At 65.3% G+C, this 12,262-nt stretch carries 9 protein-coding genes and 1 pseudogene; 2 read left to right on the top strand and 8 right to left on the bottom strand.

Annotated features, from left to right (window positions below; all coding sequences use genetic code 11):
- Position 1 precedes the first annotated feature (1 nt).
- The 8 genes and pseudogenes from CWO91_RS18620 to CWO91_RS18580 all read right to left on the bottom strand — a co-directional run bounded on the left by CWO91_RS18620 (position 2) and on the right by CWO91_RS18580 (position 9,449).
- On the bottom strand, positions 2 to 976 hold the full coding sequence (locus CWO91_RS18620) for a hypothetical protein (RefSeq protein WP_130215111.1): 975 nt from the start codon (positions 974 to 976) through the stop codon (positions 2 to 4).
- Positions 977 to 1,078: 102 nt separating this feature from the next.
- Positions 1,079 to 1,642 (bottom strand): thioredoxin family protein, encoded by a 564-nt coding sequence (locus CWO91_RS18615; RefSeq protein WP_130215109.1) that lies wholly within the window; start codon positions 1,640 to 1,642, stop codon positions 1,079 to 1,081.
- 31 nt (positions 1,643 to 1,673) lie between these two features.
- Positions 1,674 to 2,372 carry a cytochrome c biogenesis CcdA family protein gene (locus CWO91_RS18610; protein ID WP_130215107.1) on the bottom strand — a complete coding sequence of 233 codons (699 nt, stop codon included), beginning with the start codon at positions 2,370 to 2,372 and terminating at the stop codon, positions 1,674 to 1,676.
- A gap of 482 nt (positions 2,373 to 2,854) precedes the next feature.
- Entirely contained in the window at positions 2,855 to 3,466 is a 612-nt protein-coding gene (locus CWO91_RS18600; RefSeq protein WP_091887231.1) for a sigma-70 family RNA polymerase sigma factor, read from the bottom strand.
- A 451-nt stretch (positions 3,467 to 3,917) separates the two neighbouring features.
- A pseudogene (locus CWO91_RS18595) lies at positions 3,918 to 4,646 on the bottom strand (response regulator); the annotation flags it as partial.
- Between the two features lie 10 nt (positions 4,647 to 4,656).
- Positions 4,657 to 6,402, bottom strand: a complete 1,746-nt coding sequence (locus CWO91_RS18590) for an ATP-binding response regulator (RefSeq protein ID WP_130215105.1) — start codon at positions 6,400 to 6,402, stop codon at positions 4,657 to 4,659.
- Complete coding sequence (locus CWO91_RS18585) at positions 6,372 to 8,399, bottom strand: sensor histidine kinase (RefSeq protein WP_165405536.1); 2,028 nt, start codon at positions 8,397 to 8,399, stop codon at positions 6,372 to 6,374. Before CWO91_RS18585 ends, CWO91_RS18590 begins: the two co-directional genes overlap by 31 nt.
- 54 nt (positions 8,400 to 8,453) lie before the next feature.
- On the bottom strand, positions 8,454 to 9,449 hold the full coding sequence (locus CWO91_RS18580; RefSeq protein WP_130215103.1) for a TRAP transporter substrate-binding protein: 996 nt from the start codon (positions 9,447 to 9,449) through the stop codon (positions 8,454 to 8,456).
- Between the two features lie 143 nt (positions 9,450 to 9,592).
- Between CWO91_RS18580 and ugpB the strand changes: the two genes are divergently transcribed.
- Both ugpB and CWO91_RS18570 read left to right on the top strand, forming a co-directional pair.
- Positions 9,593 to 10,975, top strand: coding sequence for a sn-glycerol-3-phosphate ABC transporter substrate-binding protein UgpB (ugpB, locus tag CWO91_RS18575; protein WP_130215101.1), 1,383 nt, complete (start codon positions 9,593 to 9,595; stop codon positions 10,973 to 10,975).
- 224 nt (positions 10,976 to 11,199) lie between these two features.
- Positions 11,200 to 12,159, top strand: a complete 960-nt coding sequence (locus CWO91_RS18570; RefSeq protein ID WP_130215099.1) for an aminoglycoside phosphotransferase family protein — start codon at positions 11,200 to 11,202, stop codon at positions 12,157 to 12,159.
- The last annotated feature ends 103 nt before the right edge of the window (positions 12,160 to 12,262 follow it).

Genomic DNA, 12,262 nt, shown 5'->3' with positions numbered 1-12,262 from the left:
GCTAAATCCGGTTGCTCTCCGGCGCGATTCCCAGCCGCCGGACGATCTCGGCGCCTACGGCGCGGGCCTCGAGCCGCGATCCGATGCGGGGGCTGCGAAAGCGCCGTCCGGAGTGCAACCGGATCACGACGATGCAGTGCTCGTCCTCGGACCGGCCGCGGCGCTCGACCGTGATCGTCTTCACGTCGCGCCCTTCGATATGGTCCGCGCGCGGCGTGCCGTCGCCCCACAGGCGTTCGACGCGAATGTCCCCTTGCCGGATGATCCAGAAGGCGCCGGTCACGAGATTGGCATATCTGTGCACGGCGAGCGCGGCGATCGCGCCAACCGGCAGCAGCATGATGTCGATCGGGCCGGGCGGCAGGCCGCGCCAGAGCTTGTAGGCGTAGGGAACGGCGCATAGTGCGACGGCGATCAGCGCAACGATGCGGATGTCGCGCGCGGAAAACGGCTCGAGGGGTTCGCCGAGATGCATCTCGGGATTGCTGGCATCGAGCGGATTGCGAGGTGCCTCGACGTTGGGAACGCCGAATTGCGCGGCGATCCGGGCCACGGTGTCGCGCACATGCGTGACGTCGGAGATCGGCGGAGACGTCAGGCGTTCCCCGGAGGCCAGCGTGAAGGCCAGCTGGAAACGGGCTTTCGCCCGCTTGCTGCCGGGAACCTGCAATTCCCTGATGTCGTCCTTGGGGACGAGCCGCGTGCGGAGCTTTCCGAACGGACGCTGTTGCCCGATCAGGATCTCGTTCGGGGTGATGATCCACACCACCGCCGGCGCCAGCATGATGCCGCAGACGAATGCCGCGCCCAGGAGGAGCGCGGCCACCGAGATGATCACTTCCAGTGTGTCGTGTGTGAACAGGCCGGGCGTGAAGCACAGCGCAACCGCGGCCGCAGAGCCGGCCATGATCAGCCGCTGCGCGATCGAGGAGCCTTCACGAAGGCGGATGTCGTTGCTGGTGGTCGCGTCGTCCATCGCGGGCGGCTGATTCCAAGGCTGCGAAACTCCACGGACGGGTCCGTGGAGTCAAGCAACAAGGACGACAGATGAATCCGGCCGCGCGATGTCGGCGCGGTATCAGCTGTTCACGTTCAGGAGCCGCGCCACCGTTCCGTCGATCTGGTCGTAGCTGCCTTCGCCTTCGTGCTGGAACACGATCTTGCCGGTCTGGTCGATGATGTACTGGGCCGGCCAATATCGGTTGCGGTAGGCGTTCCAGGTTTTGGAATCATTATCCTGCGCCACCGGATAGGTGATGCCGTGGCGTTTCAGCGCAGCCTGCAAATTGGAGGCGGAACGCTCGAACGGGAATTCCGGCGTGTGAACGCCGACCACGACGAGGCCCTTGTCCTTGTACTTGGCGTAGAGGTCGGTGACGTGCGGCAGCGTGTTGACGCAGTTGACGCAGCCATAGGTCCAGAAGTCGACCAGCACGACCTTGCCGCGCAGGTCGGCCATGCTCAGCGGCTTCGAGTTGAACCAGTTGTTGATGCCGGTGAAGTCGGGCGCGGTCTGCTGGCTCGCGGCGGCGGTGACGATGGGGGCAGCGCGCACGGCCTCGTCGCAGATGCCGGGGATGACGGCGCCTGATCCGGCCATGCCGATCAGGGCGGCGGCCACAGTGAGCAGTTTGAAAGTCATGGACGAGTCCTCCGGTTGAGATGCGCGATGATCACAGGCCGATCTGGCCGGTGGGATAGAAGCCGGTGAGCCACGCCACGATCAGCGTGTCGTATTGGAAATAGGCGGCGACCGCGAACGCGATCACGACGATTCCAAAGGCCTGCTGCAGCCGCGGCGAGATGCGGGCGAGGCTGCGCACCCGCGTGGTCGCGGCCTGGCCGCCATAGGCGATCGCCAGCATCGGAATCGCCGCGCCGATGGCGTAGGCGACCAGCAGCGTGCCGGCCCAGCCTAAGTTCTTCGAGGTCGCAACCAGCGTCAGGATCGAGCCAAGCACCGGACCGGCGCAGGGCGTCCAGACCAGGCCGAGCGTGGTGCCGAGCACGAGCCCGCCCAGCGCGCCCTCGCGCTGGGTGGCGCTGGAATTGCCAAGATCGAGCCAGCCGTTGAGCCGGATCGACAGCCATTCGAATGGCGCGGGCCACAGCATCAACAGGCCGAAGCCGAGCAGCAGGATGGATGCCGCTTCGCGCAGTACGTTCGGATCGAAGTCGAACAGCCGCGTGATCGCTCCGAGCAGCAGCGCGGTCGCCGAGAACGAGATGACGAAGCCGAGCGCGATCATCGCCGGCCGCAAGTGCCCCGCGCGCCCGATCGAGGCGCCGAGCAGAATCGGCAGCATCGGCAGCGTGCACGGCGCGGCGATGGTGAGGATGCCGGCAAGGACGGCGAAGAGAAGTTCGAGCATCGGGCACTCGTGGATGAGGTCACGAGGGCTGTTCGGGCGCGACGCGTCAGTCGTTACGCAGCGTCACGCATTCGTGACGGCCGAGCTGCGTGCCACGGCAGCGGTGTGCTTCCTCCCCCGCTTGCGGGGGAGAGTTGGGGAGAGGGTGCTTCGTCAACGAAGACTCCCCAAGAGGAACGAACCCTCACCCGCCGCGCGCGGACGATGCTTCGCATCGCCCGGGGCGCGTCGGCCTCTCCCGCAAACCGGAGAGGCGGGAGCCCGGGGCGACAGCCCAAATACAAAACGACCCGGAGGGGGGCATCCCGTCCGGGTCGTTGGAGGTCCTTGGGAGGTTTAACCAAAACCGTATGTGAGCTTTATAGGAGGGAAGTTTTTCCGCCTGATGTTGTGCTTTGTTTCAATTGTTTCGTCGGCGGTAACACTTCCGTGTCCAGGGACAGGGCCAAAGGCGCGGCCCTATCCCATTGAATCCGTTGGGTTTAGGCGGCGAAGCGATCGACGCCGGCGCCCTTAAGCAAATCGGCCAGCTGCTTGCGGGCGTAGAACATCCGCGTCTTCACCGTGCTCTGGGGGATGCCGATGATCTGCCCGACCTCCTCCACCGACTTCTCGTGGTAGTAGACGAGATTGATGATCTCGCGATGCGCAGGCGACAGCTTCTGCACGCAGGCGCGCAGGATGGCGCTGGTGTCGCTGCGATCGAGCGAGGTCTCCGGCGTGTCGGAATCGTCGGGGATCTGACGCACGTCCTCCTGGTCGATGTCCTCGAAACGGCGCTGGCGCATCGCGGTCAGCGCCTTGAAGCGGGCGATCGAGAGCAGCCAGGTCGAGACCTGCGAGCGGCCCTGGAATTGGCCGGCGGTCCGCCACACGTCCAAAAACACCTGGCTGACGAGGTCTTCCGCCGTGGTGGCGTCGCGCACGATGCGCAGGATGAAACGGTAAACCCGCACATTGTGCCGGCAATAGAGGATGTGCATGGCCGTCCGGTTGCCGCCGGCAATGCTTTCGAGAAGCATGTCGTCCGAAGTCGCCTGAACGGCAATGATGCTTTGGCTGGCCTGGGCGTTGATGGCAATGACGTTCGGCATGAAATTAGCTCCCCGTAGCGCCGCGACCGAGCGGCGTTTCCTTAGGCCAAAGTGTTAATCAGCCAACGTTTCGGGACGTCTGCACGAAAAGCGGAAAATGGTTTCGTGCGCCGCCAAATTGTTTCGTCGAAAGGGGTGCGATGAAACATTCGGAGCGAAAAAGCGTGGAATTTCAATGTACGGGAAATACGGGGTGGGATTGGCGGCGAACTGAGGCTCCGGGAACGTATTTCGGGCCTTTGCGTTCGGTGTCGCCACGCCTTCCGCTGTCGTCCCGGACAAGCGTCAGCGCAGATCCGGGACCCATAACCACAGGGAGTGGTTGGGCGAAGACTCGGGGTTACCAGCTCGCGCCACACGTCTCCCTGTGGTTATGGGTCCCGGATCAGCGCGCGCTTAGGGCGCGCTTGTCCGGGACGACAGCGGAGAAATGCCGCGGTCCCCGCTTACGCCTTCTCGCCGCCGGCGAGAACAGATAGCCGCCGCCGCGGATGGTGCGGATCACGGCGGGCTTGGCGGGATCGGGCTCTATCTTGCGGCGGATGCGCATGATGCGGAGGTCGACGGCGCGATCGAAGGCTTCGGCGTCGCGCGCATTGGCGAGCTCCAGCAGGCGCTCGCGCGACAGCACGCGCTTCGGATTGGCCGCGAACACCTTGAGCAGACCGAACTCGGACGCCGTCAGCGGATGCTCGTTGCCCTCGTCGTCGCGCAACGCCTGCGCTTCGAGATCGAGCCATTTGGTGCCGAAGCGCACCAATTGATCCTTGTCGGACTTCGCGGCGGCGTCCGGCGCGGCAGCCTTGGCCGGCCCGCTCCGCCGCAGCACAGAACGGATGCGCGCCATCAGCTCGCGCAGCTCGCAGGGCTTTGCCACGTAATCATCGGCGCCGAGCTCGAGCCCGACGACGCGGTCGATCGGGCTCGCGGTCGCCGTCAGCATGATCACCGGCACGTTGATGCGGCTCTTGAGGTCGCGGATGATCGAGAGCCCATCTTCCTCGGGCATGTTGAGATCGAGCACGACGAGGTCGGGCATGCTGCCCTGGATCGCGGCGCGCAAGGACTTGCCGCCGTCGCACAGCGTCACGGTGAAGCCGTGCATCTTGAGATAATCGCCGACCATCTCCCGGGCCGGGGCCTCGTCGTCGACGATCATGATGTGCTGGCTTTGGGTCATGGTCTTGAGATCACGGCATTTCAGTCGCGGGGAGCGTGATGGTGAAGGTCGAGCCCTTGCCGGGCCCGTCGCTGTCGGCCGTCACCTCGCCGCCATGCATGTCGATAATACGCTTCACGATGGATAACCCAAGCCCCGTCGAGCTCTCGCCGGCGGTCGGTTTTGCCGACAACCGCTGGAACCGGCCGAACAGGCGGCCGAGATCCTCCGGCGACAGGCCGGCGCCCTCGTCGCTGACGCGGACGATGGTTTCGCTGCCCTCATGGGTCACGGCCACGGCGATCTTGCCGCCGATCGGCGAGTATTTGATGGCGTTGCTGATGAGGTTGTCGATCGCCTCGCGGATGCGGTCGGTGTCGCACATGGTGACGATGTTGGGCGGCGCGGTGAGGCTGATCGTCTGCTGCTTGTTGACGGCGAGCGGCTGGTTGGCATCGGCGACCTCCTTGACCAGGGCCGCGACGTCGACCGGTTCGCGGCGGATGGTGATATCGAAGGCATCGGCCATCGCGTCCGAGATCAGGTGATCGACCATCGTGGTCAGCCGCTTGGTGGCGTCGCGGATGTGATCGACCTGGGCGACCACGCCGCTTTGCGAGGCGCCGGTCGAGATCAGCTCCTTCAGCATCTCGGTGCGGCCGAGGATGACGCCGAGCGGATTCTTCAGATCGTGCGCGACGGTGCCCAAAATCTCGTTCTTGAAGCCATTGGCGCGCTGCAGCCGCAGCCATTGCGCGGACAGGCGGCGGTTGGCCTGCATCAGCGCGCGGGTGCGCTGGGCGACGCGGTCCTCCAGCTGCGTGTTGGCGTCCTGGAGCTGCTGGTAGAGGATGACGTTGTCGAAGGCGATCGAGAGCCGGCTGGAGAAGATCTCGACCAGCGAGCGGTCGGTCTCCGACAACTCGCGCTCGGCCTGCAGCAGCACCACCACCTCGCGGCCGCTTCCGGTGCGCAAATAGATCACGCTGCGGTGGTCGGCGAATTCGTTCTTGCGGCGCTGGAACGCGGCCTCCACCATCTCGCGCAATTCGGGGTCGAGCGCCTTTGACGAGGTGGTGCCGATGAAGCGGCTGTAGCAGCCGCTGCCGGCGAGCACCGAGAGCTCGGGGTCGACCCCGCCATTGTCGCGCAGGACCAGGATGCCGGCGCAGTCGACGTTGAGCAGCGAGGCGAGCTGGGTCAGCACGCCCTCGGCGAGCCGCTGCATCGACTTGAAGTCGTAAAGCGTCGAGGCGGCATCGATGATGATCTCGAGCCCGCGCCGCGTCTGCACCATGCGCTCGAGCTGCTGATAGGAGCGCAGCGCTGCGGTCAGCGAGGTGAACAGCTTGTCGGCGGTGAGCTCGGTCTTGGCCTTGTAGTCGTTGATGTCGTACTGCACGATCACGCGCCGCTCCGGCGCCTGGCCGGGCTGGCCGGTGCGCAGGATGATGCGGACGGTCTCGTTCTTGATCTCGTTGCGGATGAATTCGACGAGCTCGAGGCCGGCGACGTCGGTCTCCATGATGACGTCGAGCAGCACGGCGGCGATGTCGCCGTGCTCGGCCATCAGCTTGCGACCTTCCGCCGCCGAATAGGCCGACAGGATCTCCAGGCTCTGGCCGTTGAGGCTGTAGTCGGACAGCGCGAAGCGGGTGCCGTCATGCACGGCCGGATCGTCGTCGATGACGGCGATCTTCCATTTCCGGGCGTTGGCGTCCTCCGACGCGGTACCGGTGTCGTCGATCAGGTGGAGGACATCGTCCTGTTCGGCCATTGAGAAGTCCCGTCACTTTCTGTGCTTTGTGCGCCCTTGGCGACGCGGGGCATGATAATGCGAAAAGTAGTGCCTTGTCCCAGCTTGGATTCCAGCATCATGCGGCCGCCGAGCTGCTGGGTGACGAGGTTATAGACGATATGCAGGCCGAGTCCCGTGCCACCTTCATTGCGCCGGGTGGTAAAGAAAGGGTCAAAGGCCTGGCGCTGCACGTCCGGGGTCATGCCGGCGCCGTCATCGGCGAAGCTGATCTCGATGTCGTCGGCCCCGCGCGGCCGCGCCGAGATCGCGATCGTGCCGGCGCGGCCGTCGGCGAAGGCGTGGTTGGCGGCGTTGAGGAACAGGTTGGTCAGGATCTGGCCGTAGGAGCCGGGATAGCCGTCGAGCAGCAGCCCCTCGGGCACGTCGACCTGAAGCGTGATCGGCGAGCGCTTCAGCACGGGTCGGAGGCTGGCGATGATCTGGTCGGTGGCTTCACTGAGCGAGAACTGCCGCCGCTCGGCATGGGAGCGGTCGACCGCGACCTGCTTGAACGACTGGATCAGCTCGCCGGCGCGCTGCAGGTTGGCGACGAGCTGCTGCGAGGCGTCGCGCGAGGACTGCACGAACTCCTCGAGTTGGGAGCGGCGCAAGCCCCCGTCGCCCTTGAGCTGAGCCTCGAAGATCTCGCTGCGCCGGGCAAAGCTCGATGCAACGGTCAGGCTGATGCCGATGGGGTTGTTGACCTCGTGGGCGACGCCGGCAACGAGGCCGCCGAGCGCGGCAAGCCGCTCGGCGTCGATCAGATTCTGCTGCGCGGTGTTTAGCTCGAGCAGCGCGCTCTCGGCCTTCTCCTTCGACGCGCGCAGCTCGTCCTCGGTCTGGCGCTTGGCGATCGCGTTCTCGCGGAACACTTCCACGGCGCGCGCCATGGCGCCGACCTCGTCGCGTGCCTTGGTGCCCTGCACCTCGCGGTCGAGGTCGCCGAGCGTGATCGCGCGCATCGCCGCCATGAGCTGCTGGAGCGGCAGGCGGATCGACAATGCGATCATCACGCCCGCGGTGAGGATGACGCCGAGGAAGATCACCGCGATCGACAGCACGCGACGGGAAATGTCGGCCAGCGTGCGGTCAAAAGTCGCCTGCGCCTTCTGCTCGCGCTGGCGCATCTTGGTCGAGAGGTCGTCGATGGCGCCGATCGCTTCGGCCTGGCTGGCGTCGATGGTGTTGCGCAACAGATCGGTGCGGCTCGCCAGCTGTTCGGAGAGTTTTGCAAAGCCTTCGCGCAAGGACGCGGTGCGCTCCGCGAGCCGCCGCAAGGCCATGCGCTGGAGGTCGTTGTCGGCGAGGTCGATCATCACCGGGATGGTCTTCTCGATCGTCTCGGTGTTGCGCCGCGCGTCGTCGGCCGCGCCCGGTGACAGCGACAGATAGTAGGAATTGGCCGCGACCAGCATCGCGGTGAAGGCTTCGCGGGATTTTCCAAGCGAAGGCCAGATCAGCGCGTCGCGATGGCCGGTGGCGCCTTCGATGATGGAATAGAGGCCCGCCATGTCCTTGGCCGGGCCCTGCACCTGCTCCTCATAGGTCTTGGCGATGGTGGCCTGCACGCTGCGCAGCTCGCCAAAGCCGTTGAGGAAGCGGTCGGTGGTGCGCTCGAGCTCCTCCACCGAGCCTGACAGCATCGGATCCTTGGTGGCGCGGTTGGTCAGCGTGCCCAGCACCGCCTCGCGCAGCAGCAGGATCTCGGCGAACAGGTCCGGGCTCGGCTGGTTGATGTAGCGATGGATCAGGTTTTGCAGACGCCCGGTCTCGCTTTCGAGCAGTGCCAGGATCCGGTCGGACTCGCGCACCTGGCGTACGTCGTCCCAGGCCGAGCCCAGCACCTGCGCGCCGTTCCAGATCATCGCCACCAGCACCACGACGACGGCAGAGTTCAGCGCCGCGATCGACAGGATGCGCCAGCGGATCGGCACCGCCCGCAGCGCGCCGACCAGACGCGCGCGCAGGCGCCCGATCGGGCCGGGCGGCCTCTCTGTGGTCTCGCTGCGTCCAAGCCCGGCCAAGAGGCTCTACTCCACCTTGCGAATGCGTTCGATCAGCGCGGCCGCGGCCGGATCGCGCCCGGCCTTGGCATAGATTGGAGCCATCGCCTCCTCGAACGGCTTGCGGTCGATGTCCTTGATGATGGTGACGCCTGCGTCCTGGGCCCTGCGCTGCGACTGCTCCTCGAGGTCGCGCCATTTCTCGCGCATGAATCGGCTGGAGCGCTGCGCGGCCTCCTTGAAGATCGTCTGCTCCTCCGCCGAGAGGCCTTTCCAGGCCTTCAGCGAGATCACCAGCACTTCCGGGCTCATCGTGTGCTCGGTGAGCGCGTAGTGGCCGGCAAGTTTGTAATGGTCTGTCGTCACGAAGGATGGCCAGTTGTTTTCGGCGCCGTCGATCAGATGATTGGCAAGCCCGGTGAGTACCTGCCCGTAAGGTAGCTCGATCGGTTCGGCGCCGAGCGCACGCATCATCTGGCTCATCAACTCCGACTGCTGTACCCGGATCCGCAATCCCCTGAGATCCGCGACACTCCTCACGGGCCGGACGCTGTTGTAGATCGACCTCGCGCCGGAATCGTAGAAGGCGAGCCCGACGAAGCCATAGGGCTCGAAGCTGCCGAGGATCTCGCTGCCGATCGGCCCGTCCAGCACCTTCTGCATGTGCTCGATGGACCGGAACAGGAACGGCATCGCCAGCACGTTCATCGCCGGGACGAAATTGCCGATCAGGGCGACGTTGGTCCGGTTGAGGTCGATGGCGCCGGCCCGGGTCTGCTCGATCGTCTCCTTCTCCTCACCGAGCTGGCGGGAGTGGAACACCTTGATCTCGTGCCGGCCGCCGGTGCGCTCGGCGATCAAGGCGCCCATGTAGCGCAGCGCCTGGACGGTCGGGTAATCCTCGGTCTGGGTGTCGGCGGCGCGAAATTCGCGTGCGACCGCGTCCGTCGTACAGACGGCAAGCAGAAGCGCGACGAAGATCACCCCGGTCCGCGAGAGTTCGGCACGGCTCAACACTGGCACACTCAACCCCTCAGTGGTGGAGTCTATGGCGGAAGGAAAAGGTTCAACGCAATCTAGCAAATGGTAAAGGGAAGGCCATCCCGCTCCGGGCGTTGGGCCGATTGTGCGGCGCGGCCGCCGCTCATTCCCGGTTGAAACTGCCAATGCCGCGCCTTAAGCAGGGCAGCCGACTTTTGTCGTGCGACACGGGAAGAGCCATCGTGATTTCAGCATTGCGCTTTTTGCAGGTCGTCGCCGTCCTTGCGGCTGTCAGTATCACCACTCCAGTGCGTGCTGCCACCGACATCGCGCTGTGGCACGCCATGTCCGGCGAGCTCGGCCGGCAATTGGAGAAGCTCGCCGCCGACTTCAATGCCTCGCAGTCCGACTACCGCATCGTGCCTGCTTACAAGGGCAATTACACCGAGACGGTGACGGCGGCGATCTTCGCTTTCCGCTCGCGCAGCCAGCCCGCCATCGTCCAGGTCAACGAGGTCGCTACCGCCACCATGACGGCGGCCAAGGGCGCGATCTATCCGGTGTTCAGCCTGATGCGGGATCAGGGCGAGCCGTTCTCGCTGAGCGATTACCTACCCGCCGTCTCGGGCTACTACACCGATGCGGCCGGCAATCTGTTGTCGTTCCCGTTCAATTCCTCGACGCCGATCCTGTATTACAATAAGACCATGTTCCGCGATGCCGGCCTCGATCCGGAGACGCCGCCGAAGACCTGGCCGGAATTGGGGCTAGCGGCCAAGCGCCTGCGCGAGCGCGGTGCGGCGTGCGGCTTCACCACCTCCTGGCCGTCCTGGATTCACGTCGAGAATTTCTCTGCCTTCCACAATCTGCCGGTGGCGACGCGGGCGAACGGCTTTGCCGGGCTGGATGCGGAATTGACCATCAACAATCGGTCGCTCGTGCATCACATCGCAGCGCTCAGCGAGTGGCAAAAGACAAAACTGTTCGACTATAGCGGCCGCGGACAAGCGGCCGAGCCGCGTTTCCAGAAAGGCGAATGCGGCATCTTCATCGGCTCCTCGGCGACGCGCGCCGACATCAAGGCGAATTCGAAATTCGAGATCGGCTATGGCATGATGCCGTACTGGCCCGACGTGAAGGGCGCGCCGCAGAATTCGATCATCGGCGGCGCCACGCTCTGGGTGCTGCGCGACCGGCCGCGCGAGGAGTACAAGGGCGTGGCACGGTTCTTCGCCTATTTGTCGCAGCCGGGCGTGCAGGCCACCTGGCACCAGAACACCGGCTATCTGCCTGTTACCCGCGCCGCCTTCGAGCTGACGCGGTCGCAGGGCTTCTATGAGCGTAATCCGGGCTCGGCGATCTCCTTCGAGGAGATCACGCTGCATCCGCCGACGGAGAACTCCAAGGGCGTCCGGCTCGGCTCCTTCGTGCTGATCCGCGGCGCGATCGAGGACGAGCTGGAGCGGGCCTTCGCCGGCCACAAGAGCGCGCAAGCAGCGCTGGATTCCGCAGTCGAGCGCGGCAACAAGCTGCTCCGCCAGTTCGAGCGCGCCAGTCCCGAGCGGTAGAATGTCGCTATTAGACATCGCTGCTACTGCGCGTGAGGTGCGCTCCCTCCCCCGCGTGCGGGGGAGGGTCGGGGAGAGGGTGTCTCCGCATCGGGACAATCACCTAGAGGAGAAAGCCCTCACCCGGCACTACGTGCCGACCTCTCCCGCAAGCGGGAGAGGTGCACCGTCTCCTGGGCTTGCAGCCAACCAAAGCTGACGCTGCTTTCGATACGCGAGTGCAGATGACCATCACGCCGTCGCAACAACTCCCTCACTTCGCCGACGCGGAGAGCTTTCGCGCCTGGCGCTCCGACCCGGCGCAATGGCTGGGAATCGCGCTCGACATCGCGCGCGGCCACGGTCTCGATATCAGCGCGCCGCACGTGTTCGCGACCGGCACCAATCTCGTCGTGGGGCTCGGCGACAAGCTGATCCTGAAAATCTTCCCGCCGCTGCTGCGTACGCAATTCGTGTCCGAGCGCGGGTCGCTGGCGCAACTGAAAGGCCATCTCGATCTACCGATTCCCGAGATCGTCGCCGAAGGGGAGCGCGACGGCTGGCCATACCTGATCATCACGCGCCTTGCCGGCGCGCTCGGCTCGGAGGTCTGGCCGCACCTGCCGGAAGACCAGAAGGAGCGCGTGCTGCGCCAGATCGGCGAGACCATCGCGGCCGTGCAGCGCGCGCCGCTCGGAGAGCTCGCACACATCGAGCCGCGCTGGGACGGCTTCATGCGCCAGCAGATGCAGGGGTGCCGTGCCAGGCACGAGCGTCTCGGCCTCGCGCCGAAATTCCTCAAAGGCTTCGATGATCTCCTGCGCGACGCGGCAAAGCTCATTCCGATGGATGCGCCGCCGGTGATCCTGATCGGCGAATACATTCCAGAGAACTTTTTGCTCGCCTGCGATGACGGCAAATACTCGCTCGCCGGGCTGTTCGATTTCGGCGACGTCCTGGCGGGATGGCGCGATTACGATCTGCTCGGCCCCAGCGCCTTCATGGCGGCGGGCCGGCCGGGCCGGGTGCGCAGCCTGCTCGAAGGCTTCGGTTATGCAAAGCCGGATTTCGAGCTGAAGCGCCGCCTGATGGCCCTGATGCTGCTGCACCGCGCCAGCGACCTCAACAGCCACATCTGCATCGAAGGCTGGCAGGACAGGGCGGGCAATCTGGTCGAGTTGCAGGAGCTGATCTGGGCGGAGTGATCGCTCCCTGTCTCCCTCCGTCATTCCGGGGCGCCGCGGAGCGGCGAGCCCGGAATCCATTGTCCCGCGCGTTCTGTGGCCCGATGGATTCCGGGCTCGATGC

Source organism: Bradyrhizobium genosp. SA-3, assembly GCF_004212635.1.
Classification (GTDB): domain Bacteria; phylum Pseudomonadota; class Alphaproteobacteria; order Rhizobiales; family Xanthobacteraceae; genus Bradyrhizobium.
The sequence above is the reverse complement of the archived record's forward strand: the minus strand, read 5'-3'. Positions and strand labels throughout refer to the sequence as shown.